Origin of the sequence: Corynebacterium xerosis NBRC 16721 = ATCC 373 (assembly GCF_001552415.1) — a bacterium.
Classification (GTDB): Bacteria; Actinomycetota; Actinomycetes; order Mycobacteriales; family Mycobacteriaceae; genus Corynebacterium; species Corynebacterium xerosis.
On the sequence record NZ_BCRD01000004.1, the window covers coordinates 205,156 to 230,686 of the forward strand.

The 25,531-nt window shown below is 70.6% G+C and carries 24 protein-coding genes; 22 read left to right on the forward strand and 2 right to left on the reverse strand.

Going from position 1 to position 25,531, the window contains the following annotated elements; genetic code table 11:
• Positions 1 to 74 precede the first annotated feature (74 nt).
• From CX1_RS08180 to CX1_RS08190, 3 genes are all read left to right on the forward strand, one after another.
• Complete coding sequence (locus CX1_RS08180; protein WP_046651151.1) at positions 75 to 821, forward strand: phosphoglyceromutase; 747 nt, start codon at positions 75 to 77, stop codon at positions 819 to 821.
• A 169-nt stretch (positions 822 to 990) separates the two neighbouring features.
• Entirely contained in the window at positions 991 to 2,139 is a 1,149-nt protein-coding gene (locus CX1_RS08185; RefSeq protein ID WP_046651213.1) for a sensor histidine kinase, read from the forward strand.
• Positions 2,140 to 2,146: 7 nt separating this feature from the next.
• Positions 2,147 to 2,839 carry a response regulator transcription factor gene (locus CX1_RS08190; protein ID WP_046651150.1) on the forward strand — a complete coding sequence of 231 codons (693 nt, stop codon included), beginning with the start codon at positions 2,147 to 2,149 and terminating at the stop codon, positions 2,837 to 2,839.
• Positions 2,840 to 2,975: 136 nt separating this feature from the next.
• Here the strand turns inward: CX1_RS08190 and CX1_RS08195 are convergent, their stop codons facing one another.
• Positions 2,976 to 3,920, reverse strand: coding sequence for a DUF3109 family protein (locus CX1_RS08195; RefSeq protein ID WP_046651149.1), 945 nt, complete (start codon positions 3,918 to 3,920; stop codon positions 2,976 to 2,978).
• Between the two features lie 34 nt (positions 3,921 to 3,954).
• Here CX1_RS08195 and CX1_RS08200 point away from each other — a divergent pair, with 34 nt between their 5' ends.
• The 6 genes from CX1_RS08200 to CX1_RS12680 all read left to right on the forward strand — a co-directional run bounded on the left by CX1_RS08200 (position 3,955) and on the right by CX1_RS12680 (position 9,333).
• Complete coding sequence (locus CX1_RS08200; RefSeq protein WP_082719236.1) at positions 3,955 to 4,893, forward strand: Ppx/GppA family phosphatase; 939 nt, start codon at positions 3,955 to 3,957, stop codon at positions 4,891 to 4,893.
• Position 4,894: 1 nt separating this feature from the next.
• On the forward strand, positions 4,895 to 6,340 hold the full coding sequence (locus CX1_RS08205; RefSeq protein ID WP_046651147.1) for an Rv0497 family membrane protein: 1,446 nt from the start codon (positions 4,895 to 4,897) through the stop codon (positions 6,338 to 6,340).
• Between the two features lie 129 nt (positions 6,341 to 6,469).
• Positions 6,470 to 7,291 (forward strand): pyrroline-5-carboxylate reductase, encoded by an 822-nt coding sequence (proC, locus tag CX1_RS08210; protein WP_060925539.1) that lies wholly within the window; start codon positions 6,470 to 6,472, stop codon positions 7,289 to 7,291.
• Positions 7,292 to 7,620: 329 nt separating this feature from the next.
• Entirely contained in the window at positions 7,621 to 7,812 is a 192-nt protein-coding gene (locus CX1_RS08215; protein WP_035120050.1) for a helix-turn-helix domain-containing protein, read from the forward strand.
• A 208-nt stretch (positions 7,813 to 8,020) separates the two neighbouring features.
• Positions 8,021 to 8,122 (forward strand): 30S ribosomal protein bS22, encoded by a 102-nt coding sequence (locus tag CX1_RS12070; protein ID WP_003855542.1) that lies wholly within the window; start codon positions 8,021 to 8,023, stop codon positions 8,120 to 8,122.
• A 158-nt stretch (positions 8,123 to 8,280) separates the two neighbouring features.
• Positions 8,281 to 9,333: a lysophospholipid acyltransferase family protein gene (locus CX1_RS12680; protein ID WP_060925515.1), complete on the forward strand. Its 1,053-nt coding sequence runs from the start codon at positions 8,281 to 8,283 to the stop codon at positions 9,331 to 9,333.
• A gap of 21 nt (positions 9,334 to 9,354) precedes the next feature.
• Here CX1_RS12680 and CX1_RS08225 read toward each other — a convergent pair whose 3' ends face one another.
• Positions 9,355 to 10,434 carry an HAD family hydrolase gene (locus CX1_RS08225; protein ID WP_046651146.1) on the reverse strand — a complete coding sequence of 360 codons (1,080 nt, stop codon included), beginning with the start codon at positions 10,432 to 10,434 and terminating at the stop codon, positions 9,355 to 9,357.
• A gap of 231 nt (positions 10,435 to 10,665) precedes the next feature.
• Between CX1_RS08225 and CX1_RS08230 the strand changes: the two genes are divergently transcribed.
• The 13 genes from CX1_RS08230 (at position 10,666) to CX1_RS08290 (ending at position 25,510) form a co-directional block, all read left to right on the forward strand.
• Positions 10,666 to 10,902, forward strand: coding sequence for a glutaredoxin family protein (locus CX1_RS08230; protein WP_046651145.1), 237 nt, complete (start codon positions 10,666 to 10,668; stop codon positions 10,900 to 10,902).
• Positions 10,903 to 11,286: 384 nt separating this feature from the next.
• Positions 11,287 to 12,702, forward strand: coding sequence for a glutamyl-tRNA reductase (locus CX1_RS08235; protein WP_046651144.1), 1,416 nt, complete (start codon positions 11,287 to 11,289; stop codon positions 12,700 to 12,702).
• An 85-nt stretch (positions 12,703 to 12,787) separates the two neighbouring features.
• Positions 12,788 to 13,693, forward strand: a complete 906-nt coding sequence (hemC, locus tag CX1_RS08240; RefSeq protein ID WP_060925540.1) for a hydroxymethylbilane synthase — start codon at positions 12,788 to 12,790, stop codon at positions 13,691 to 13,693.
• An 89-nt stretch (positions 13,694 to 13,782) separates the two neighbouring features.
• Positions 13,783 to 15,504 (forward strand): bifunctional uroporphyrinogen-III C-methyltransferase/uroporphyrinogen-III synthase, encoded by a 1,722-nt coding sequence (locus tag CX1_RS08245; RefSeq protein WP_082719237.1) that lies wholly within the window; start codon positions 13,783 to 13,785, stop codon positions 15,502 to 15,504.
• Positions 15,505 to 15,573: 69 nt separating this feature from the next.
• A complete protein-coding gene (gene hemB, locus CX1_RS08250; protein ID WP_046651143.1) occupies positions 15,574 to 16,602 on the forward strand; it encodes a porphobilinogen synthase in 1,029 nt (342 codons plus the stop codon).
• A complete protein-coding gene (locus CX1_RS08255; RefSeq protein ID WP_060925516.1) occupies positions 16,599 to 17,195 on the forward strand; it encodes a hypothetical protein in 597 nt (198 codons plus the stop codon). Before hemB ends, CX1_RS08255 begins: the two co-directional genes overlap by 4 nt.
• Positions 17,185 to 17,568, forward strand: coding sequence for a hypothetical protein (locus CX1_RS08260; protein WP_046651139.1), 384 nt, complete (start codon positions 17,185 to 17,187; stop codon positions 17,566 to 17,568). The genes CX1_RS08255 and CX1_RS08260 overlap by 11 nt, the downstream gene beginning before the upstream one ends.
• Positions 17,568 to 20,249: a heavy metal translocating P-type ATPase gene (locus CX1_RS08265; RefSeq protein ID WP_082719238.1), complete on the forward strand. Its 2,682-nt coding sequence runs from the start codon at positions 17,568 to 17,570 to the stop codon at positions 20,247 to 20,249. Before CX1_RS08260 ends, CX1_RS08265 begins: the two co-directional genes overlap by 1 nt.
• 42 nt (positions 20,250 to 20,291) lie before the next feature.
• Positions 20,292 to 21,632, forward strand: a complete 1,341-nt coding sequence (gene hemL, locus CX1_RS08270) for a glutamate-1-semialdehyde 2,1-aminomutase (RefSeq protein WP_060925517.1) — start codon at positions 20,292 to 20,294, stop codon at positions 21,630 to 21,632.
• Positions 21,629 to 22,273, forward strand: coding sequence for a histidine phosphatase family protein (locus CX1_RS08275; protein ID WP_244465529.1), 645 nt, complete (start codon positions 21,629 to 21,631; stop codon positions 22,271 to 22,273). The genes hemL and CX1_RS08275 overlap by 4 nt, the downstream gene beginning before the upstream one ends.
• 92 nt (positions 22,274 to 22,365) lie before the next feature.
• Positions 22,366 to 22,980 carry a TlpA disulfide reductase family protein gene (locus tag CX1_RS08280; RefSeq protein WP_046651138.1) on the forward strand — a complete coding sequence of 205 codons (615 nt, stop codon included), beginning with the start codon at positions 22,366 to 22,368 and terminating at the stop codon, positions 22,978 to 22,980.
• A complete protein-coding gene (locus tag CX1_RS08285) occupies positions 22,981 to 23,829 on the forward strand; it encodes a cytochrome c biogenesis CcdA family protein (RefSeq protein ID WP_046651137.1) in 849 nt (282 codons plus the stop codon).
• Between the two features lie 16 nt (positions 23,830 to 23,845).
• Positions 23,846 to 25,510, forward strand: coding sequence for a cytochrome c biogenesis protein ResB (locus tag CX1_RS08290; RefSeq protein ID WP_082719253.1), 1,665 nt, complete (start codon positions 23,846 to 23,848; stop codon positions 25,508 to 25,510).
• Positions 25,511 to 25,531 lie beyond the last annotated feature (21 nt).

Genomic DNA, 25,531 nt, shown 5'->3' on the forward strand with positions numbered 1-25,531 from the left:
GGCGGGCGCGCCGGGCGCTCTCCGATCAGGGGGAGCGGCGGCGAGAGCTGCCGGGATAGGGCACAATTGGGGTCATGAGCACCGGAAAACTGATTCTCGTCCGCCATGGCCAGAGCGAATGGAACGCATCCAACCAGTTCACGGGCTGGTACGACGTCCCGCTGACCGACAAGGGCCGCGCCGAGGCCGTCCGCGCCGGCGAAATGATGGTCGAAGCCGGCCTCGAGCCGACGATCCTGTACACGTCGCTGCTGCGCCGCGCGATCAACACCGCGCACATCGCGCTGGACGTCGCCGACCGCCTGTGGATCCCCGTCGTCCGCGACTGGCGCCTCAACGAGCGCCACTACGGTGCGCTGCAGGGCCTGAACAAGGCGGAGACGAAGGAGAAGTACGGCGAGGAGCAGTTCATGACGTGGCGCCGTTCCTACGACACCCCGCCGCCGGAGCTGGCCGATGATTCGCCGTACTCGCAGGCCAACGACCCGCGTTACGCGAACGTCGAGAACGCGCCGAAGACCGAGTGCCTGCAGGACGTCGAAAAGCGCCTGATCCCGTACTTCGAGGCCGAGATCATGACCCGCCTGAAGAACGGCGAGACGGTCATGCTCGCCGCGCACGGCAACACGCTGCGCGCCATGCTGATGTACCTGGACGGCATCACGCCGGAGGACATCGCCGAGGTCAACGTGCCGACCGGCATCCCGCTGATCTACGAGTTCGACGCCGACGGCAAGGTCCTGAACCCGGGCGGCACCTACCTGGACCCGGAGGCCGCCGCCGCCGGCGCCGCCGCCGTGGCCAACCAGGGCAACAAGTAGTAACGCCGGTTTCTTCCGAGAGCCCGTTGGGGGCCGCGCCCGCATGGCGGGTGCGGCCCTTTCGCGCGTCCGGGTGCTTTGCGTCGGCCCGCGTGGCGTCCGGGTGCCGCGGAATCGGTGACTTTCGCTCACTCGGCGGGGGTTTGTGATCGGGGTTATGGTGGTTCGCGTGACATCTACCATTCTCGCGGCGCTAGTGGGCGCGGCCGTCATGGCCGCGATTCTCATCGGGGGCGGTGCCGTCGCGGGGGTGGTGAAATCGGTGTCGAAGAAGAGGTCGGGCGCGGAGGAGCGGGTGACCACCATCGCCCAGGTCCTGCACCTGGCCATCCAGGGCGCCCCGACCGGCGTGGTCGTCGTCGACATTTCGCGCGACGTGCTGCTGTCCAATCCGCAGGCCCATCAGCTGGGGCTCATGCACGAGCGCGTGCTCCACGATCTCGGCTGGGAGGCGGCGCTGCGGGTGTTCGACACGCAGGAGGAGCAGGAGCTCAACCTGGTCATCCCCGCCCGCCGGTCCGGTGCGCCGGACAAGTCGGTGCGCTGCCTGGTCAGCCCGTTGACCCTGGCGGACGACAGGTTCGTGGTGCTGTACGCCACCGACGAGTCGGAGCTGGTGCGCATGGAGGCGGCGCGGCGCGATTTCGTGGCCAACGTCTCGCATGAGCTGAAGACCCCGGTCGGCGCGATGAGCCTGTTGGTCGAGGCGCTGGCGGAGGCCAAGGGCGATCCGGAGGCCGTGGAGCGGTTCAGCGAGAGCCTGACGGGCGAGGCGAAGCGCTTGTCCATGATGATCACCGAGCTGATTTCGCTGTCGAAGCTGCAGGGCGCCGAGGCGCTGCCGGACATGGAGCCGTTGTCGGTGGCGGAGATCGTCGATGCGGCGGTGCACCGGACTAAGATCCTCGCGGATCAGGCCGGCATCGCGGTGGGCACCGATTGCGAGGAGGGGCTGATGGTGATGGGCGATCGTTCGCTGCTCATCACCGCGGTGTCCAACTTGATCACCAACGCCGTCAATTATTCGCCGGAGCAGACGCCGGTGAGCGTGTCGGTGAAGATGATGGACGGGGACACCGTCGCCATCCGCGTCACCGACCGCGGCATCGGCATTTCGCTGGCCGACCAGGAGCGCATTTTCGAGCGTTTCTTCCGCGTCGACAAGGCCCGTTCCCGTTCCACCGGCGGCACCGGCCTGGGGCTGGCCATCGTCAAGCACGTCGTGGCCAACCACAAGGGCGCCATTAAGATCTGGAGCAGGCCCGGCACGGGTTCGACTTTCACCCTCGAGCTGCCGGCCCTGAAGAAGGAAGGATGATCCACCCGTGACCTCCGTTCTCATCGTCGAAGACGAAGCGGCCCTGGCCGAACCCCTGGCGTTCCTGTTGAAGAAGGAGGGGTTCGAGGTCCGCATCGCGGGCGACGGCCCGACCGCGCTGGCGGAGTTCGAGGCCAATCACGTCGACATCGTCCTGCTGGACCTGATGCTGCCGGGCATGAGCGGCACCGAGGTGTGCAAGAACATCCGGTTGCGCTCGAATGTGCCGGTCATCATGGTCACCGCCCGCGACAGCGAAATCGACAAGGTCGTGGGCCTGGAGATCGGCGCGGACGACTACGTGACCAAGCCGTACAGCTCCCGCGAGCTCATCGCCCGCATCCGCGCAGTGCTGCGCCGCGGCGGCGAGCCGGAGTTCGAGGAGGAGGAGCTGGAGGAGGACGTCCTGCGCGGTGGCCGCGTGGTCATGGACGTCGAGCGTCATGTCGTCACCGTCGACGGTGATCCGGTGTCCATGCCGCTGAAGGAGTTCGATCTCCTGGAGTACCTCCTGCGCAACAGCGGGCGGGTGCTCACCCGCGGGCAGCTCATCGACCGGGTGTGGGGCGCCGATTACGTCGGCGACACCAAGACCCTGGACGTGCACATCAAGCGCCTGCGCTCGAAGATCGAGGTCAATCCCTCCCGCCCGAGCCACCTGGTGACCGTCCGCGGTTTGGGCTACAAGTTCGAAGAATAACGGGAGCCGTAGAGCCATAGTCGGGCGAGCGGTGGGCGGTCCGCGGGCGGTCCGCGGGCGGTCAGCGGGCGGGCAGCGGGCGGGCAGCGGTGGGGGCTGCAATGGGCCGTTGCATGATCCACGGCCCCGGATGCCGTCAGACCTCGTCGGCGGCCAGCCCCTCCTTTGCCGCCCGCGTCGCCGGGTGGATGGACAGCAGCGGATAGCCCGACGGCCCGAAGGCCTTCGCGCGACCGGCGGCTTCGCGGGCGCGGCAGTGGTCGGCGAGCACCGCGTAGCAGGCCTCGCCGATGAGCTCGACGAGCTCGGACCGGTGCGATTTCCAGATGGCGTCCGCGTGGTCGTGCGCGCCCGGATCCCCGGTGCAGTACCAGTCGAAGTCCTCGCCGCCACCGCCCCAGCCGCGCCGGTCGTATTCGGTGATGGTGGTGCGCAGGATCTCGTGGCCGTCGGGCCGCTCCTCGTAGGCCTCCAGGCGGCGCAGGGGCAGTTGCCAACACACGTCGGGCTTGGCCTTGACGTGGTCGACGTCGTGGGCGACCGCCCACTGGTGCAGCGCGCAGCCGGCCCCTCCCGGCCACCCGGCGCGATTGGCGAAGATACAGGCGCCGTCGAGCACTTGGGTCTTCAGCGCCGGCTCGGGGTTTCCGTCGTCGTCGTCAAGCTCATCCCACTCCAGCCAGGGTTCGAGCGGTTCTTCCGCGTCCGAGTCGATGTCGCGGAGCCAGCCGGTGACGGCGGACGGCCGGTTCTGCCACCATCCGCTTTCCGACGGCCCGTCCCCGGCGTCGGCCTCCATGGCCCGGACCGTGGCGACGAGACGGTCCCGGTCGTCCTCGTCGCAGAGGAACGCGCCATGGCCGCAGCAGCCGACGTCCGCGTTGCCGGAATCGATTCCCCGGCAGGCGTCGGTGCCGAAAACGCAGGCGTAGGTGGAGAGCAGCCACGTCAGGTCGCAGCTGATCACGTGGTCGGGGTCGTCCGGGTTGGTGAACTCGAACCACTCGCGGGGGAAATCGGGGGCGACTTCCGCGGGCGAGGGAGCGGTTCCGCGTCCGGCGCGGGGGTGGAGCTGATTCACACCGGATCACGGTAGACCGTCTACCCTGAGACTCGTGCGATTAGGTGTATTGGACGTTGGCAGCAATACCGTTCATTTGGTGATGGTCGATGCCCGCCGTGGCGGGCACCCCACCCCGATGAGCGATACGAAGTCGACGATGAAGCTGGTCGAGTACCTCGACGATGACAATGATCTGTCGAAGAAGGGCATCGACAAGCTCACGGGCTACGTCGCCGAGGCCAAGGGCCTCGTCGACCAGATGCGGTGCGAAGAGATGATCAGCTTCGCCACCTCGGCGGTCCGCGATGCCCGGAATTCCGACCACGTGCTGGATCACGTGGAGAAGAAAACCGGCATCCGCCTGGAGATCCTCTCCGGCGAGGACGAGGCCCGCCTGACGTTCCTGGCGGTCCGCCGCTGGTACGGCTGGTCGGCCGGGCGCATCGTCAACCTGGACATCGGCGGCGGTTCCCTGGAGCTGACGTCGGGCACCGACGAGGACCCGGATGCGGCGTATTCGCTGCTGCTGGGCGCCGGCCGGTTGACCCACGAGTGGTTCGACACCGATCCGCCGGAGCGCAAGAAGATCGATCTGCTGCGCGACTACATCGACGCCGAGCTGGTCGAGCCCGCCCGTCATCTGCGGACGTTGGGCGAGCCGGATCTGGCCGTCGCGACGTCGAAGACGTTCCGCACGCTGGCCCGCCTCACCGGCGCCGCGCCGAGCTCCGCGGGACCGCGCGTCAAGCGCACGCTGACTGCCCCGGGCCTGCGTCAATTGATCGCTTTCATCTCGCGCATGACCGCCGCGGACCGCGCCGAATTGGAGGGCGTCAGTTCGAATCGCTCCCACCAGATCGTCGCCGGTGCCCTCGTGGCGGAGGCGAGTATGCGAGCATTGGGTCTCGAGCAGGTGGAGATTTGCCCGTGGGCGCTGCGCGAGGGCGTGATTTTGCGTCGACTCGACGGCAACCTGTACGGAAAGGGATGAGATGAGCGAGGAAAAGCTCACCGTTGCCGAGTTGTTGGCGCGCCGCAACCAGGAGCGCGGTGACTCCGACGGCGCGGCCGAGCGTCCGCGCCGGCGGCGCCGCAGCCTGGAAGAGGGCGGCGTTTCCGTCGCCGAGCTGACGGGGTCGATCCCGCGCGTGGAGGCCGAGGGCCCGCGTCGCGGTGCTCATGCGGTCGCCGATGACGACGATCAGGTCGAGGTTCCGGCCGAGGCTCCCGTCGAGGAGACCGCGTCGGCGGAGCTCCCGGAGACCCCCGAGGCCCCGGAGACGGGGTACGCCGACGAATTGGCCGCCGCCGAGGAGTTCGGGGACGAGCCGATCGAGTCGGCCGACCCCGCGCAGATCGAGGCCGACGAGCCCGCTCCGGTCGCCGAGTCCGGCGAGGACGCGGAGGCGGCCGAGGCGGAGTACGCCGACGAACTGGCCGCCGCGGAGCCCGCCGATGAGCCCGTGGAGCCGGTCGAGCCCGTGGAGCCCCGCGAGCCCTTCTCCGTCCCGTCCGCCGTTCCCGTCGACCCCCGTGCCGTGATGGCCAACGACGAAACCGGCGAGATCACTTTCACGTTCACCAAGTTCCACGACGCCCGCACCGCCAGTGAGCCGGTCGCCGAGGCCGGGCCGATGGCCCGCGAGGTCCTCGAGGGATCGTTGGCCTACGACGATCGTCCGACGAACATCATCCCCGTCGTCGAGGGCGAGGACCTGGACGAGGCCGGAGCCGGTGACGGCATCGGCGACGGCGAGCGCACGGACATCGCGCCGGCCGACGAGGACTGCACGGGAATCGCCTCCGGAGACGACGATCGGGCCTTCGACGGTTCGGCGATCGCCGGCGGCGCCTTCGCCGCGGGTGGCGCCGGCGCCATGGCCGATCACGCCGACGACGTGCCCGCCGCCTACCGCGAGCGCGACGAGGAATTCGCCGCGCACGAGCACGAGGCGCACGAGTATGACGCGCCAGAGTTTGACGCGCACGAGTACGACGCCCACGATCGCGGCGTCGATCCGTTGGCCGCCGCCGCACCCGCCGCCGCTGCCCCCGCGACGTGGGACTCCCGACCGGAGCAGGAGCGGGAACGGGAGCCGGAGTTCGAACCGCAGCGGGAGCCGGAGCGCGATCCGAGCCCGAAGGCGACCAAGAAGTCCCGCGAGGACTACTCCGAGGACAACACCCTGAGCATCGGCCTGCTGATCGCGCAGACGATCGTCGGCCTGCTCTTCGGCGGCCTGGTCTTCGCGCTGTTCATGCTGCTGTGGATGGTGCTGCCGACGGCGGTCGTCGCCGTCATCGCCGTGGCCTTCGCCTTCGGCCTGGTGATCATCGTCAATCTGCTCCGCCGCGAGCGCGACCGCCTGACCCCGATTCTCGCCGGCGTCGTCGGCCTGGTCGTCTCCTTCGCCCCGTACGTGCTCACCATGATGTGATCGCAGTAGTCGGCACTGCCGACTCGGTCGACGTGATCGGCCCGACCGCACCGGCGTGACCGAACGCCGCACACGAAGCGCCCCGCCTTGGTTAGCCAACGCGGGGCGCTTTTGGCACACTGGCCGACCATGACACGAATTGCGGTAATCGGCGGAGGCAAGATCGGCGGCGCGCTCATCGGCGGGCTCATCGACGGGGGAGTGGACCCGAAGTCCATCTACCTGGTGCAGCGATCGCCCGAGCGCCGCAAGGAGCTGCGCGACACGTACGGCATCGTCGACGCCGACGACGCGGAACAGGCCGTCGACGGCGCCGACGTGGTGTTCCTGTGCGTCAAGCCGCACGGCATCGTCGGGCTGCTGGAGGACATCTCCGGGGTCATCGACGAAGGCGAGGGCGACACCATCGTCGCCTCGATGGCCGCCGGCATCACGCTGGACGAGCTGGAGTCCGTGTGCGCGGTGGGCACTCCCGTCGTGCGCGTCATGCCCAACACCCCGATGCTCGTCGGCCGCGGCGTCAACGCCATCGCCCCCGGCCGCTTCGCCAACGAGGAGCACGTCGCCCACGTCGAGTCGCTGCTGGAGAAGGTCGGCCACGTCGAGGTCGTCGAGGAGAAGCAGATGGACGCCGTCACCGCGGTGTCCGGCTCCGGCCCGGCGTACTTCTTCCAGTTCGTCGAGTCCATGGTCGATGCGGGCGTGATGCTCGGCCTCAAGCGCGATCAGGCGCAGCGTCTGGCCACGGCCACCGCCGCCGGTGCCGCGGAGATGATGATGGCCGAGGGCGCCGATCCGGTGTCCCTGCGCGCCGACGTGTCCTCCCCGGGCGGCACGACGGCCGCGGCGACGAGCACCCTCGAGGAGGAGGGGCTGCGCCGCGCGGTCATCCGCGCCATGCGCGCGTGCCACGACAAATCCGCCTCGATGGGCCGCCCGGCCGCCAAGTAGGCCACGCCGGCCCGTCGTAAAGCATTGGCGGGTAGGGGATCTGCGGCCCGGCACGCCCGTGCCGCCGCCCCCGGCGCCACCCTCCCGGAATTTCGCCGGAAAAAACCCCTCCCGACGCGACGGAGGGGTTTTCGCAGTTGAGGGGCGGGACCGGGCCCGACCCCGGGCGCAATGCGCACCAGCAACAAGTGCAACGGTTGCCCCATTCGCGCCCTTGTATCGCATTAGCACCATCGATAACGGTAAGGTTGAGCAAGCAACCGCGTGTTCACAGTCTCTGCAGGAGGGGAAGCCTGCAGCGCGCGGAGTGCGCTGAAGGGAAAACGATAATGACGAATGCCGAGAACGGGACGTTTCTGACGGTGGCCGAGGTCGCCGAGATCATGCGGGTGTCGAAGATGACCGTGTACCGCCTGGTCCACGCCGGCGAACTGCCCGCAGTTCGCGTCGGGCGTTCCTTCCGCGTGCACGAAAGCGCGGTCAAGACGTACCTGGATTCGTCCTTCTACGACGCCGGATAGTCGGACCCCGGGTCGTTCGACGCACGTCGCGCACGGTGGCGGGCCCGGGGCCGTTTGACCCCGGCACCCGGCTCCCCGCTATGATTGACCCGATTGGCGCCCGACGCGCCCCATGCATCGCCCGCCGCTTGCCGCGGTGGTAGCGCCCGGGGCGACGCGTCGGTCGCGATAACCAGCACAGAAGTCAACGAATAGCGAGGTCGAGCCGATGGGTTCCGTCATCAAGAAGCGCCGCAAGCGCATGTCGAAGAAGAAGCACCGCAAGATGCTCCGACGCACCCGAGTGCAGCGCCGGAAGCTCGGCAAGTAGGTCGTCGCGGCGGGTACTCCCGTCCCGAGGGCCCACAGCGCCCGTTCCACCTCGGTGGGGCGGGCGTTTCGCCGTTTCCGGGGGCGGTTTCGGAGCCTCGGTCCGGAAGCTTCGCCGTGCGGCGGTGGCCGCCGACCCGCCCCGGTATCGTCGTGGGCATGATCCCGGACCCCGACCTCGCGTTCGTCGAGGAGACGTGGTTCCCCGCCCTCGCGCCGCTCCACGACCATTGGTTCCGCGTGGAATTGCACGGCAGGGACCGCATCCCCGCCGACGGCCCGGCGATGATCGTGGCCAACCATTCCGGCAATCTGCCGGCCGACGCGATCATGGCGCAGTTGTCGCTGCACCGCGCGTCGGGGCGGTTGCTGCGGTTGTTGGCCGGCGACGTGGCGTTTTCGCTGCCGGTGGTGTCGGATCTGGCCGTGAAGGTCGGCGCGGTGCGGGCGAGCCGGGACGCCGCCGCGAATCTGCTGGGGGCCGGCGAGATGGTCGGCGTGTTCCCCGAGGGCTACCGCGGCCTGGGCAAGCCGTACACCCAGCGTTATCAGCTCCAGGCGTTCGGCCGCGGCGGTTTCGCGGCGACGGCCCTGCGCAACGGCGCCCCCATCGTGCCGGTGGCCATCACGGGTGCGGAGGAGATCTATCCGCAGCTCGGTTCGGTGCTGCGCGGGTCGGCGCTGCTGGGTGCCGAGGGCATGAACGCCTCGAACATCGGCCGGGCGGAAGGCGCGGCGCCGATCGACGAGGCCCTGGAGTCCCTGGTGTGGGGCATGGCCGACGTGTTCGCCGAGGGGGCGTCGACGCCGCTGCGGGATCTGCCGGGGTGGGCGTTGGGGGCGGAGGGCGCGGCCGAGCGCAAGGCGCTGGTGGAGTTGATGCGCGACGTCGTGCTGTCCATCGCCCGTGGCCTGGGCATCCCGTACATTCCCACGACGCCGTTTTTCCCGTGGCTGGGTGCGGTGGGCGCGGTGCCGCTGCCGTCGAAGTGGCGCATCGACGTCCTCGATCCCATCGATCCGCGGGAGTGGGCCGAGGGCTACCGCGGGGAGTTCATGGAGGCCCCCGGGCCGGGCTCCGGGGCAGTGCCGTCCCCTGCTTCGCTTGACGACGACCCGGTGTCGATCCTGGGTTTGTCCGCAGAGGTCAAGGGGCGGATCCAGTCCCAGCTGCTGCGCAACCTGCGCAACCGGAAGAGCGCCTTCTATTAGGGCCGCGCGTCCGTCTGCCGCTTACCGGGGCCGGTCTCGCCGGGACCGCAGCATCGTCCACGCCAGGTAGGCGCCGGCGGTGGCCGCGGACACGGACCCTGCGGCAACCGTCCACCGCGCGACGGTGAACACGTTGCGCCGCAGCCTGCGGTAGTCCCGGATCGACCACCCGCGCTCGGTGGCCACGCGGCGCAGCCGCCGGTCGGGGTTGATGGCGACGGCGGTGCCGACCATGGACAGCATCGGGACGTCGTTGACGGAATCGGAGTAGGCCGCGCAGCGGGACAGGTCGAGGCCGGATGACGCCGCCAGCGCCGCCACCGCGTGCTTCTTGCCGGGGCCGTGGAGGATGTCGCCGACCAGGCGGCCGGTGAACACGCCGTCCTCGACTTCCGCGACGGTGCCCAATGCGCCCGTCAGGCCCAGCCTCTTCGCGATGACCTGCGCCAGCTGCACCGGCGCCGCCGTCACCAGCCACACCTCCTGGCCGGCCTGCAGATGCAGGTCCGCCAGCTCGCGGGTGCCGCCGTAGACGCGGTCGCCGATGATCTCGTCGAAGATCTCCTCGGCCATCTCCACCGTGTCGTCGACCCGGTGGCCCTTGACGAACGCCAGCGCCTGCTCGCGCGCTTCCGCGACGTCTTCGGGGTTTTCCGACCCGGAGACCCGGAACTTGATCTGCTTCCACAGCATCCCGGCGAGCTCGCCGCGGTCGAAGAACCCGCGCCGCGCCAGCCCCGCGCCGAAGAGGAAAATGGAGGCGCCCTGCACCAGGGTGTTGTCCACGTCGAAGAAGGCGGCGGCCCCGGCGTCCTGCGGGATGTCGGGGTGGGGCTCGGACAGGCGATCGATGCCGCCGGCCGCGTGGGAGGCGCCGTGCACGGACCGGAACCCGACGAGCAGTTCGTCCGAATCGATGCCGTACAGCTCGCCCAGCGCGGCCAGCGCGGCGGCCTCTCCGGCGGCCCGCTGGGACTCCTGGTCCAGCGGGTGCAGCGCGACGGTTTCCAGGAAATGGCGGACGTTGCCGTGCGAGGGGATCAGTTCGGCCAAGATGTCGCCCGGCAACAGGGGCGGACGATCGGATCCTGGGTTGGGCACGGGCCTGTCCTAGTGGTGTTCGGTGAGTTCGGGTACTTCGGGTACGTCGGGTGATTCGGGTACTTCAGATGCTTCAGATGCGCCGCGCAGCTCGGGATCTGCGGCCGGTCGAGCCCGGCGATCGGCCCCCGCGGTGGTTCGTCCGGGTGCCCGTTCATCGTATGCTGCCTTCGACCGCGCCGCCGGGGAGAACGGCCGGGACGCCACCGAACAACGAAAAGGGGAACCGCGATGTCCGTCGTCACGCTCATGACCCGCGCAACCTGCGGCTCCTGCGCCCGCGTGGAGGCTCAGATCCGCCCCATCGCCGCGCGATTCGGCGCGGAGGTGGAGATCGTCGACGTCGATGCCGGAGACGGTTCGGACGCGGTGGAGTTCGGCGACCGGGTGCCGGTGGTGCTCGTCGACGGCGAGGAGATCGCCTGCTGGGAGATCGACGACGAGGATCTCATCGACGCCCTGCGCTGAGCCGCCGGGCGCCCGGATAGGGGTGGGGGCATCGACCCCCGCTTCCCCCGGGTGGGCGGCGAATAAGCGCCCCGCATGGGCGTGATCGGGGCTTCATGGGGGATGCGCGCGTTTGTGGAATATCCCCGCCACGGTCTACCGTTGTTGAAAATGAGCCCACGGCCGGGGGCAGGGCGCACAACGCCTGTCCTGAGCCTAAGGCACGGTGGATCTGGCACCCGCACCGGGGTCGGCGCTCGGCGTCGGCGCCCCGGTTCGCGCCGTTTTCACCTCGATCCAGATCCGCGTTGCTACGGCGAGGGCCGTCGGGACCCCGCGGAAATCGAGATCCGGCCGCCGATTCGGACGCCGGATGGAGGAGGAACGGATAGCGGTGGTTATGCCGTGAGTGTGCTGCTCGTCGGGATGTCGCACCGGTCCGCCCCAGTGTCCATGCTGGAGCGCGTGTCCGTGGCCGATACGGACCAGCCCAAGACCCTCGCCCGCCTCCTCTCCGAGGACGCGGTCTCCGAGGCGATGCTGGTCTCCACCTGCAACCGCGTCGAGTACTACGTCGCCGCCCGCGGCTTCCACGCCGGTTTGTCGGCGGTGGTCCGCGAAATAGTCGACCGCTCCGGTCTCGACGTCGACGAACTGACGCCCCACCTCTACGTCCGCTACGCCGAGGGCGCCGCCGAGCACATGCTGTCGGTGGCGTCGGGCCTGGATTCGATGGTCCTCGGCGAACAGCAGATCATCGGGCAGATCCGCACCGCCTATCAGGAGGCGGACGAGCACGGCGCCGTCGGGCGAACCCTCCACGACCTCGCCCAGCGTTCGCTGCACACCGGCAAGCGCGTCCACACCGAGACCGGCATCGACGAGGCGGGCGCCTCCATGGTCTCCGTCGCCGTCGACGAGGCCATCCGCGCCATCAACCCCGACTACCAGCCGGGCGACGCCGACGGCCTGGCCGGGCGCAACGCACTGATCCTCGGCGCCGGCGCCATGAGCTCGCTGGCCGCCACTCACCTGGGCCGCGCCGGCGTTTCCCACATCACCGTGGCCAACCGCACCGTCGACCGCGCGGAGAACCTCGCCGCGCATTCCATCGAGGCCGGCATCCCCGCCCGCGCCATCGCGCTCGACGACTTCCGCGACATCCTCGCCGACGTCGACATCCTGGTAACCGCCACCGGCGCCATGAGCCCCGTGGTGCTGGCCGACGACGTCCGCGACGCCGGCCCGCTGGCCATCGCCGACCTGTCCATGCCCCGCGACGTCGAGGAAGGCGTCGGCGAACTGCAGGGCATCGCGCTGTTCGACATCGAGCACCTGCAGATGACGTCCACCCGCGAGCTGGGCCGAGACGACGAAACCGCCGCCCGCGCCATCGTCGACCAGGAACTCGACGGCTACCTGCAGGCGCAGCGCGCCCTGGAGGTCGCCCCGACGGTCAAGGCCCTGCGCGAGCGCGCCTCGGAAGTCGTCTCGGCCGAGCTGCTGCGCCTGGAGGCCAAGACCCCGGGCCTCACCGACCGTGAGCGGCAGGAGGTCGGACGCACCGTGCGACGGGTCGTCGACAAGCTGCTGCACGTGCCCACCGTTCAGGTGAAGAAGCTGTCGGGCGAGCCCGGCGGCACGTCCTACGCGCAGGCGCTGCAGCGCCTGTTCGACCTGCCGCTGTCGACGCCCCAGGCGTTGTACGCGGACACCGAAATCCCCGCCGACCTGATGGTCGGCAACCGCATGGGCCGCATGAGCGGCCCGGCCGACATCGAGGGCATTCTGCGACCCGGAACCGGAGGAAACCGTGGCTGACAACGACATCCAGGGCAGCAACGTCCATGGCAACGAGATCCAGGGCGACGGTTCGCCGGCCGGCGTGGCCGGGGACGACCGCCCGGTGATCCGCATCGGCACCCGCGGCTCCGAGCTGGCCACCACCCAGGCCGGCCACGTGCGAGACGCGCTGATCCGCATGGGCCACGAGGCCGAGCTGGTGATCGTCAAGACCGAGGGCGACGCCAACCGCCATGACCCGGTCGAGAAGATCGGCATCGGCGTGTTCACCCAGGCGCTGCGCCACGCGCTGCGCGAGGACGTCTGCGACATCGCCGTGCACTCCTTCAAGGACCTGCCCACCGCGCCGGAGGAGGACCTGGTCCTCGCCGCCGTGCCGCAGCGCGTCGACCCGCGCGAGGTGCTGGTCTCCCGCGGCAACGTGCCGCTGGCCGAGCTGCCCGAGGGCGCGAAGGTGGGCACCTCCGCCCCGCGCCGCGTGTCCCAGCTGCGCTCCGTGCGCCCCGACCTGGACATCCGCCCGCTGCGCGGCAACATCGAGACCCGCATGGGCCGCGTCGAGGACGACCTCGACGCCGTCGTGCTGGCCCGCGCGGGACTGGACCGCACCGGCCGCCTCGACCGCGCCGCCGAATCGCTCGACGTCGACGTGCTCATGCCCGCGCCCGCCCAGGGCGCGCTGGCCGTCGAGTGCCGCGCCGCCGACAAGCGCCTGGCGCTGATCGTCGGCCGCCTGGACGACGCCGCGTCCCGCGCCCGCGCCACCGCCGAACGCACCATCCTGTCGGTGCTGCAGGCCGGCTGCACCGCCCCGGTCGCCGCCCACTCGGAGATCGGCGAGGACGGCCAGCTGGAGCTGACCGCCGGCGTGTTCGCGCTGGACGGCTCGCGCCGCCTGGTCGAGTCCGCCGCCGGTGACCCCGCCGACGCCGAGGACATCGGCCGCAGCGTCGCCGAGCGCCTGCTGGAGCAGGGCGCCCACGACGTCATGGGGGACACCCTCCGTTGACCCCCGGGGATCCCGGCGCCTCCCGCGCGCCGGCGTCCCCGCCTCCGTTCCCGCCCCGATTCACCGAGAAGAAAAGCAACTCCACCACGATGAGCACCCCCCGCACGACGCCCGCCGGACGCATCCTGTTCGTCGGCGCAGGCCCGGGCAACCCGGATCTGCTGACGCTGCGCGCCCGCGAAGTCCTCGCCGGCACGTCCGTCGCCTACGTCGACCCGGACGTCATGCCGGGCGTACGCGAACTCGTCGCCGCTGATCTCCCGGTCCCGGAGGAGGTCCTGCGCGCCGCCGAGGAAGAGTACGAGCGCCTGTGCGCCGACGCCAAGGCCTCGGGGTCGCGCCGCAAGCCGCAGCGCCCCGCGCCGCCGACCGCCGCCGACATCCGCGAGCCCGTCGGGGACGCCACGGAGATGAGCCGTCTGCTCGTCGCCGAGGCCCGCCGCGGCCACGACGTCGTGCGCCTGGTTGCGGGAAACCCGCTGACCAGCGATGACGTGCTGGCCGAGATCAACGCCGTGTCACGCAACAACATCGAGTTCCAGATCGTGCCGGGCATGTCCGTGCCGTCGACGGTCCCGGCGTTCGCCGGCATCGCCCTGGGCTCGACGTACACCGAAACCGACCTCGGCCGCGCCGACGTCGACTGGGACGAGCTGGCCGCCGCGCCGCAGCCGCTGGTGCTGCAGGCCGTCGAGGACGATCTGGCGGCCATCGCCAAGGAGCTCTCCGATCGCGGCCTGCCGGATTCGCTGCCGACGTCGGTGACGGTGCACGGCACCACCCGCCTGCAGCGCACCTACGACGTCACGCTGGGCACGCTGGCCCAGCTCTCCGGTGATCTGTCCGGCCCCTTGGTGGTCACGCTGGGCAAGGGCGTCGACAAGCGCTCGAAGTACAGCTGGTGGGAAAACCGCGCGCTCTACGGCTGGAACGTGCTGGTGCCGCGCGCGAAGGGCCAGGCCGGCCCGATGCGCACCCGCCTGGCCGCCCATGGCGCCATCCCGATCGAGGTGCCGACGATCTCCATCGAGCCGCCGCGCAGCCCCGCGCAGATGGAACGCGCGGTCAAGGGCCTGGTCGACGGCCGGTACCAGTGGGTGGTGTTCACCTCCGTCAACGCCGTCAACGCGGTGTGGGACAAGTTCACCGAGTTCGGCCTGGACGCGCGTTCGTTCGCGGGCGTGCGCATCGCCGCGGTGGGCCACAAGACCGCCACCGCCATCCGCGAGTTGGGCATCACCCCCGAGCTGCTTCCCGACGAGGCCCGCCAGAACGCCGCCGGCGTCGTCGAGGTCTTCCCCGAATTCATCGAGGGCATGGACCCCGTCAACCGGGTGCTGCTGCCGCGCGCCGACATCGGCACCGACGTCCTCGTCGACGGCCTCATCGACCTGGGTTGGGAGGTCGACGACGTCACCGCCTACCGCACCGTCCGCGCCGCCCCGCCGAGCGCCGAGATCCGCGACATGATCAAGACCGGCGGGTTCGACGCGGTCTGCTTCACGTCCGGCTCGACGGTGAAGAACCTGGTCGGCATCGCCGGCAAGCCGCACGCCCGCACGATCATCGCGTGCATCGGTCCGATGGCCGCCGCGACCGCCCGCGAGTACGGGCTGCGCGTCGACGTCATGCCGGAGCGCGCGGGCATCACTGATCTGGTCGATGCACTGGCCGACCACGTCGCCGCGCTGCGAGCCGCCGGCCAGCTGCCGCCGCCGCGCAAGAAGCGCCGCAAGCGCGCCGCCGACGACAAGCCGGCGGGGGTCGCCGCCGAGTCGCTTTCCGACGCATCGGCCGAGCCCGCGGAGTAGCGCCCCGGGGCCGGGCGGCGAGCCCGACCCCGGTGCCCGTTTCGGGGCGGGCGACCGTACCCTGGGGGCATGACGGATTCCGGTAACACCCCAGCCAACGTCCCCGGCCCCGTGCGCAGGCCCCGGCGCCTGCGCGCCAACCCCGTGATGCGGCGGATGACGGCGGAGACGTCGCTGTCGGTCGACGATCTGATCCTGCCCATGTTCGTGGCGGATGGCCTGGACGAGGCCCGTCCGATCACCTCGCTGCCCGGGGTGGTGCAGCACACCGAAGATTCGCTGGTGCGCGCGGTCGAGGAGGCCGCCGAGCTCGGCATCCCGGCCGTCGACCTGTTCGGCGTGCCGCTGGATTCCGACAAGGACGGGGAGGGCACCTGCTCGTGGCTGGAGGACGGGGTGCTCAACCGGGCTCTGTCCCGTCTGCGCCGAGAGTTCGGCGATGACGTGCTGATCATGGCGGACACCTGCCTGGACGAGTTCACCGACCACGGCCATTGCGGCGTCCTGCGCGAGGACCGGTGGGGCCGCACCATCGTCGACAACGATGCGACGCTGGCCAATTACGCCCGCATGGCGGTCGCGCAGGCCGACGCCGGAGCCCACATCGTGTCGCCGTCGGGGATGATGGACGGCCAGATCGAGGTCATCCGCGCCGCGCTGGACGCCGCCGGGCACGTCGACGTGGCGATCATGGCCTACTCCGCGAAGTACGCGTCCGCGTTCTACGGGCCGTTCCGCGAAGCCGTCGGCAGTTCGCTGCAGGGCGATCGCCGCACCTACCAGCAGGACGCGGCGAACCGCCGCGAAAGCCTGCTGGAGGTCGAGCTGGACATCGCCGAGGGCGCCGACTTCGTCATGGTCAAGCCGGCCATGGCGTACCTGGACATCGTCCGCGAAGTCGCCGACATGTCCCCGGTGCCGGTGGCGGCGTACCAGGTCTCCGGCGAGTACGCGATGATCCACGCGGCCGCGGAGCGCGGGTGGATCGACCTGGAGGCGGCGATGATGGAATCGGTGCTGGGCATCCGCCGCGCCGGCGCCGAGCAGGTGCTCACCTACTTCGCCGTCGACGTCGCCCGGAAGCTCGCGGACCGATGAGCGCACGGCCCCAACCGCCCGAGCAGATCGTCGGCGCCTGGCAAGCGTGGCTCGCCACGTGCGTGCTGCAGGTGGCGGGGGCCCTGACCACGTTGGCCATCAACCTGCTCAACCCGGGTGCGCTCCTGGAGGTCCCCGGCATGGGCGGGCAGTCGGTGGGCGACGCGTTCCCCGAGCTGGGGGCCGACGACAAGCTTCTCGTTGCCCGTGGCTCGGCGGTGATGACCATGCTGATCACGCTGGTCTTCGCGGGCATCTTCGCGTTCCTGGCCTTCCTGATGAAGCGCGGGAACAAGTGGGCCCGGTTCGTTTTGGTCGTCGGTTCGGCGTACCTGATCGTGCGGATGCTCACCCTGTTTCTCGGTGGCCCGGCGGGACCGTGGTCGCAGGCCCCGGTTCCGTTGCAGTTGGGCGACGGGGCGCTGGCCATCGCGTCGGCCACGGCGGCGGGTGCCGCGGTCGCATTGGCGTCGGGGCGCGCCGCCATGGAGTATTTTGGCGCCGGAGGAAAGGGTTCCGGCGATGGTCCGGGACCCGATGCGGGCGACGGCGCCCGCAAGGGCCGCGGAAAGGATGGCGGGGATGGCCGCTGAGGCACGGATCGGCCGACCGGCGTGGAGCCTGACGCTGGTCGGTGGGGCCATCGCGCAGGCGGTGGTGTCCATGTTGCTGTTGACGGGGGACCGGTCCGGCATCCGCCCCGAGGTGGCGCGCGACATCGTCATCGTCGGCGTGCTGGGCATTGTGGTGGCGATCCTCGTGGCGCTGCTGGCGCCGTCGGCGGAGACGTCGAAGACCGTGCGCCGCGTCCTCATCGGCGCGGTGGTGCTGATGACCTTCGTGTCGCTGGCCGGCGCGATGGCCATGGCCGTGACCGCGTGGACCGTGGTGCCGGCCGGCGTGATGATCCTGGGTCTGGTGCTGCTCTACCGCGACATCCGGGGGCGCGGGGACGGCGAGGCGTGATGAGCCCCTCGACGAATTCGCGCGTGCCGGCCGCGCCGAAGGATCCGGAGCCGGCGGAATCGCGCGGCTCCACCCCGGAACAGGAGCGGGCGCGCGATCTGCGCGAGACCGACGAGCGCGTCACGCGGGCCATCGACGAGGCGAAGCTGGCGGCGGCGAAGCTGGTCCGCCCGCGGGGCCGCGCCGACGGCGATGAGAGCCTGCACCAGCGTCTGGCCCGCCGCACGGGCACCGGTCTGACTTCGTTCGGCCTCGTGCTCGAGGGCCTGGAGTCCGCGTTGGAGGCCGACGAGGCCGAGCGCATCCTCGCCGGTTTCCCGGGCGTGCGCGCCACGGTCGTCTACCAGCCGGGCCGTGCCTGGGTCACCGCGCCGGACGACATCGCCCCCGACGTCCTCATCGCGGCGCTGGCCGAGCACGGCATCGGGGCGTACCTGACCCGCAATTCGCTGCGGCGCCGCGCGACCCGCCTCGACGCCTCCCCGCGCCGTCGCCCGGCGGTGCCCGCCGCGGCGCAGCAGATGGCGGAGGCGCGGGTGCGGCGCCGCGAAGCGACGCAGCGTAGGGAGGGCTCCAACGAGGCCCTGTTCACCGCCCGCGCCCTGGTGACCAAGACCCGGTTCGTCGTGTCGCTGCTGCTGAGCATCCCCGTCCTGGTGCTGTCGCTCCACGTGCCGTGGCAATTCGATTGGTGGCAGTGGGTGTGCGCGGGCCTGACCACGATCGTGGCGTTGTGGGGCGGGTGGCCGTTCCACCGGGCGATGCTGGCGTCGATGCGCCGGCGGATGTCCGCGCTCGACGGTGCCAGCGCCGCGGCGATCCTCCTGGCGTGGGCGTGGTCCCTCGGGGAGATCGTGCTGGGCGATGCGGGAAAGATCGGCTTCACGACGACGCCGACGTGGTTCGCCTTCCACTATGAACGCAGTTCCCCGGCGGAGCTGTTCCTGGACGTGGCCTGCGGCGTGACCGTCCTGTTGTTGGGTGGGCGACTGGCGACGCGCTACAACCGGGTCCGCACCGGCGCCGCCATGAACGTGCTGCGCATCCCCGCCGACCGTCACGTGACGGTGGTCCGCAAGGCCGGCAAGGCCTCGAAGCCCGAGAAGCGGCGGGTGCCCATCGCCGAACTCAACATCGGCGAGGACGTGCTGGTGCCTCCCGGGCAGATCATCCCCGTCGACGGCGTCGTCGTCGGCGGCGCGTCGCGGGTCGACTCCCGCGTGGTCGGCGGCGGGCCGGTGCCCAAGGAGATGAAGGTCAACTCCCGCGTGTGGGCGGGTTCCCTGAACCTGGACCAGCGCCTGAAGGTCCGCGTCGCCCGCACCGGGTCGAAGACCCGCGCCGCGGCGATCCAGCGTTGGGTGCAGGCGGCGATCCGCGAGGAGGACGCCGCCCACCAGGTGGCGGTCCGCTCCGCGTCGGTGCTGGTGCCCTGGTCGATGCTGCTCGCGCTCGTGGCGTTCGGCATCTGGTGGCTGGTCTCCGGCGGGGCGGGCGGGGCTTTCGCCGTGGCGCTGGCCATCCTCATCGGCATCGCCCCGGTGGCGCTGGCCATGTCCACGTCGACGGCGCTGCGCATCGGCATCCTGTCGGCCGCCGAGAGGGGACTGCTCATCCGCGACGCGGAGGCCTTCCGGTCGCTGGCCGGCGCCGATTCGGTGATGTTCAACCGCGTCGGCACCCTCACCGCCGGCGAGATGCACGTCCTGCAGGTCGCGGCCGTGGAGGGCGAGAACCCCGAGCTGGTCCTCCGCGTCGCCGGCGCGTTGATGATGGAAAGCGACCATCCGGTCTCCGCCGCCATCGTCCGTGCCTGCCGCGTCTCCCGCGACACCGACCCGGGCGGGGACGTGCCCCATTGGATCGACGTGCACCACGTGGAAATCGACGACGATGGCGCGTTCATCGGCCAGGCGGAACTGCCGGTGGTCACGTCCGACGGCGACGTCGAAAAGCGATTCGTGGAGGCCAGCCTGTGGCGGCCCCGCGACATGTCCGCCCTCGACGAGCGGATGGCCGTCGCGGCCATGGGCGGCGGCACCCCCTTGGTCATAAGCTGGCGGGGCAAGGTCCGCGGCGTGATCACCGTCGGCGAGGACATCAAGCCCGACGCCGTCGAGGCCATCGACGAACTGGAGGAGATGGGCGTGGACACGATCATGATCACCCGCGACCCCTACCCGGTCGCGCGGCGCTTCGCCGACCGTTTGGGCATCTCCCGCGTCTATGCCGGCATCGTGCCCGGCCGGAAGGCCGCCGCCGTGCGCGGCGTCCATTCCGGCGGCGAAACCGTGGTCATGGTCGGCGGCTCCGACGTCGCCGAATGCCTCCGCGTCGCCGACGTGGGCGTGATGATGGACGCCGACGCCGGCGTCGACGACCTCGAGATCGAGGAATCGGACGTGGTGTCGCTGCGCTCCCGCGTCTCCTCCATCCCCGAGGCCATCTCGCTGGCCCGCGACGTCACCCGGACCATGGGCGGCAACATCGCCTTCGCCTGGGGCTACAACATCGCCGTGCTGGTGCTATCCGTAGCCGGCGTGCTGCACCCGCTCATCGCCGCGCTGCTGATGGTCGCCTCCGGGCTGTGGATCGAATGGCGTTCACGCCGACTCAACCGGATCATGGGCCGCGGCGGCATCCGCCCCGCGCTGACCCGCCGCTTCTCCCGGGGTGGTTGACCCCGGGGGCGGGTTGGCCCGCCGCGAGGGCGTTTCCCTACGATGGGCGGCGTGACTACACCCCAGCGGACCTCAAAACAGCAGACGGACAACTCCGCGCGCCTCTTCGACGGCGCCCGTGCGGTGACCCCGGGCGGGGTGAACTCCCCGGTGCGCGCCTTCGGCTCCGTCGGCGGCACCCCCCGCTTCATCGAATCGGCGAAGGGTTCGCGCCTGACCGACGTCGACGGCAACGAGTACGTCGACCTGGTCTGCTCTTGGGGCCCCATGCTGATGGGCCACGCCCACCCGGCCGTCGTCGACGCCGTGCGCGAGGCCGCCGGCCGTGGCCTGTCCTTCGGCGCCCCGACCGCCGGCGAGACCGAGCTGGCGCAGGAGATCATCGACCGCACCTCCGTCGAGGAGGTCCGCCTGGTCAACTCCGGCACCGAGGCCACCATGTCCGCGGTGCGCCTGGCCCGCGGTTTCACCGGCCGCGGCAAGATCGTCAAGTTCGACGGCTGCTACCACGGCCACGTCGACGCGTTGCTGGCGTCGGCCGGCTCGGGCGTGGCCACCTTCGGCCTGCCGGATTCGCCGGGCGTCACCGGCGCATCGGCCGCCGACACGATCGTGGTGCCCTACAACGACCTGGAGGCCGTGCGCCGCGCGTTCGCCGAGAACCCGGGCGAGATCGCCTGCGTGATCGCCGAGGCCGCCGCGGGCAACATGGGCACCGTCGCACCGGGCGAGAACTTCAATGCGGAGCTCAAGGCCATCGCCAATGCCGATGGCGCGCTGCTGATCCTCGACGAGGTGATGACGGGCTTCCGCACCTCCGCCAAGGGCTGGTACGGCGTCGACGGCGTCGCCGGCGACCTGACCACCTTCGGCAAGGTCGTCTCCGGCGGCCTGCCCGCCGCGGCCTTCGGCGGCCGCCGCGACATCATGGAGCACCTTGCCCCGCAGGGCCCCGTCTACCAGGCGGGCACGCTGTCCGGTAACCCGGTGTCCGTCGCCGCGGGGCTGGCCAGCCTCCGCGCCGCCGACGAATCCGTCTACGCCGCCGTGTCCGCCAACGCCGACCGCATGGCCGGCATCCTGTCGGACGCGCTGACCGCGGAGGGCGTCGCCCACCACATCCAGCGCGCCGCCACGTTCTTCTCGCCGCGCTTCGCCGAGGGCGAGGGCCGCAACTTCGCGGACATGAAGGCCGCCGATACGTTCCGCTACCCGGCGTTCTTCCACGCCCTGCTGGAAAACGGCGTCTACGCGCCGCCGAGCTGTTTCGAGACCTGGTTCGTGTCCTCGGCCCTGACCGACGCCGACTTCGAGGTCATCGAGTCCGCCGTTCGCGTCGCCGCCAAGGCCGCCGCGGCCGCGACCCCGGAGCCCGGCCAGTGACCGGGCCGGACGACGGGCGCACGCCCGTGCATTCGCCGCGCACCATCGTCCACCTGGTCCGCCACGGGGAGGTGCACAACCCGACGAAGATCCTCTACGGCCGACTGTCGGGCTACCGCCTGTCGGACCGGGGCCGCGCGCAGGCGGAGGCCACGGCCCGCTCCTTCGCGGGCCACGACGTCGCCTACCTGGCGTGCTCGCCGCTGCAGCGCACCCGCGAGACCTCCGAGCCGATGACCGCGGTGACCGGCCTGGACCCGGTCATCGATCCGGACGTGCTGGAGGCCGGCAACTCCTTCGAGGGCCTGCACGTGCGCGGCTGGGATTCCGACCTGTGGAATCCCCGCTATTGGCCGCGGCTGCGCCGGCCGAGCGTGCCCAGCTGGGGCGAGCCCTACGAGGAGATCGCCGACCGCATGTTCACGGCGATCCACCGCGCGCGCGAGGCCGCGGAGGGCCGGGAGGCGGTCATCGTCACCCACCAGCTGTGCGTGGTCGCCGCGGCCCGCCGCGCCCGCGACCTGCCGCTGGCCCACAATCCGGCGGACCGCCAGTGCGATCTGTCGTCGGTGACCTCGCTGGTCTTCCTGGGCGACACGATCGTCGAGGTGCGCTACGCGGAGCCGGCCGCGCATCTGTGACCGGTCCGGGGCCGGGAGCCGTGATTCGTTTCCCGGCCCCTCTTTTCGTTAGATTGCAGTAAACCCAGAACACGAATGGACGGCCCCTTCGCATGCGCCCCCTCTTCCGCACCATCGCCGCCGTGGCGGGCATCGCCCTGACCGCGTCGTTGGCGGCCTGTTCCGACGACACCGTCGGCCATGACGCCGTGGCCATCGGCGGCACGTTCGAGTTCGTCTCGCCGGGCGGCCAGACGACCATCGAGTACGCGCCGGAGGACCGCGCCCCCGTCGGCGAGGTCTTCGGCGAATCGCTGATGGACGAGGGCCGGGAGATCCGCCTGTCGGATTTCGAGGGCGAGATGGTGGTGCTCAACGCGTGGGGCCAGTGGTGCGCGCCGTGCCGCTCGGAGTCGGATGATCTGCAGGCCGTGCACGAGAAGATGCAGGCCGATGGCCTGGGCACGCTGCTGGGCATCAACGTCCGCGACAACGTCATTTCCGCGCCGCGGGACTTCGTCGAGGACAACGGCCTGAGCTACCCGTCGATCTACGATCCGCCGTTCGTCAACGCGGTGGCGCTCGGCGGGATCCCGGCGTCGGTGATCCCGACGACGATCATCCTGGACCGGGAGCACCGCCCGGCGGTGGTCTTCCTCAAGGAGGTCAGCGAGTCGGAGCTGTGGGACGCCGTGAGCAAGGTCGCCGATGAGGGAGGGGGAGCCTAGATGCTCCTCGCCTCCGGCATCGGCGACGCTTTCGCGGACGCCGCGTCCCAGGGCCCGATTCTGCTGGCGCTGCTGGCGGCCGCCGCCGCGGGCCTGGTGTCCTTCGCCAGCCCGTGCGTGATCCCGCTGGTCCCCGGTTACGTGTCCTATCTGACGGGCATTTCGGGCGCGGCGGGGGAGGCGGGTGCCACGTCGCCGTCGGGTGCGCCTTCGCGTGACGACGGCCCGCGCGGAGCCACTGCGGTGGCCAACCAGAAGAAGGTCCGCGCCCGGGTGGGCCTGGCGGCGCTGCTGTTCGTCGCCGGTTTCACGGTGATCTTCGTCCTCGGCTCCGCGTCGGTGTTCGGCCTGGTGTCGACGCTGCGGGTGGAGGCGCGGACGCTGACCGTCGTCGGCGGCGTGGTCACCATCATCATGGGCCTGGTGTTCATGGGCATGGTCCCGGCGCTGCAGCGCGACACCCGCATGGCGCCGAAGCGGTGGACCACGTGGCTGGGCGCCCCGATGCTCGGCGCGGTGTTCGCGCTGGGTTGGACGCCGTGCCTGGGCCCGACGCTGACGGCCATCATTTCGGTGTCCGCCGGCACGGAGGGGCTCACCGCCGCCCGTGGCGTGGCGCTGATCGTGGCGTACTGCATGGGCCTGGGCCTGCCGTTCATCCTGGTGGCGCTGGGCTCGGCACGCGCCATGAAGGGCGTGGACTGGCTGCGCCGCAATTCCCGCACGATCCAGATGGTCGGCGGCGCGATGCTGGTGCTGGTGGGCATCGCGTTGGTCACGGGCCTCTGGGATATGTTCGTCAATTGGATTCAGGTGGCGTTCATCACCGACACGGTGACGCCGATTTAAGGAGATGGCAGCGACGATGGCGACTACCCCGCAGGGGCAGGGCACGCGAAGCACGGCCGGCGCGAAGGCGATGCGCCCCGTGCGCGCGGCGTGGCGGTGGCTGACCAGCATGCGCACCGCGCTGATCCTGCTGTTCCTGCTGGCGTTCGCGGCGATCCCGGGCGCGCTGCTGCCGCAGCGGTCGCTGTCGGAGTCGAAGGTCGACGAGTATCTGGCCAACAACGGCACGATGGCGGAGATCTTCGACAAGCTCCAGCTTTTCGACGTCTTCTCGTCGGTGTGGTTCACCGCCATCTACGTGCTGCTGTTCGCGTCGCTGGTGGGCTGCATCATCCCGCGCACCATCGAGCACTGGAAGGCGATGCGCACGCCGCCGGCGCGCGCGCCGAAGAATCTGGGCCGCCTGCCCATGAACGACGACGGCGTCGTCGACAAGCCCCTGGACGAGGTCAAGGCGGACGTGTCCTCCCGCCTCAAGCGGTGGCACCTGACGGAGACGCCGGCGGCGGAGGACCGTGCGGGCGCCCTGTCGTTCTCCGCCGAGCGCGGGTTCTTCCGCGAGTTCGGCAACCTGGTGTTCCACCTGGGCCTGGTCGCGCTGCTGATCACCATCGCCGCGGGCAAGCTGCTGTACTACGAGGGCCAGATCATCCTGATCACGGACACCGGCACCGAGATCCAGGACGAGGCCGTGCAGGGCGCGGTGAACACCCCGTTCTGCAACACCGCGCCCGCCAACTTCGACTCGCTGCGCCCGGGCCTGCTTTTCGACGGCACCGGCCTGAACCCGTTCTGCGTGCAGGTCGAGGACTTCGTGGCCGACTACCTGCCCAACGGCCAGGCGGAGATGTTCACGTCGAACATCCGCTGGGCAGACGAGGACACCATGCGCGAGCCGACGGAGGAGTGGAACGAGCAGACGCTGCGCGTCAACCACCCGTTGCGCGTCGCCGGTGATCGCGTGTACCTGCAGGGCCACGGTTTCGCCCCGGCCATGCGGGTGACGTGGCCCAATGGCGAGTCGCGGACGTCGATCGTGCAGTTCCGCCCGGATGACCCGACGTTCTTCCTGTCTTCCGGGGCGATGCGTTTCGACCCGCCGGCCGGCATGTACCCGGACCTGTACGAGCGCCGCCAGAACCAGATCGCCATCGAGGGCCTGTTCGCCCCGACCGCCGAGTTCACCGGCGAGTCCGGCGCGCTGCTGACGTCGGTGTACCCGGCCATGAACGACCCGGCCGTGGCCGTGGACGTCTACCGCGGCGACGCGGGCCTGGACACCGGCCGCAGCCAGCAGCTGTTCTCGCTGGACCGCGACCTGATGCATTCCGGCCAGCTGGAGAAGATCGACCGCGTCAACCTCAAGGAGGGCGAGGACGTCACCCTCGACGACGGCACGAAGATCGAGTTCCTCGGCGCCAAGGAGTTCGTCAACCTGCAGGTGTCGCACGATCCGACGCAGGTGTGGGTGCTGTGGTCGTCGATCGCGATGCTCGCCGGCCTGGTCGTGTCGCTGGCCGTGAAGCGCCGCCGCCTGTGGGTGCGCCTGCACCCGGTGTCGGACACGGCCACCCGCGTGGAGTTCGGTGGCCTGGCCCGCACGGACCGCGCCGGGTGGGGCGACGAGTTCGACGCCTTCGTGCGCGGGGTCCTCGGCCGGCCGGAGCCGGAGGACGACTGATCCGGCTGCCTGGCTGATCCG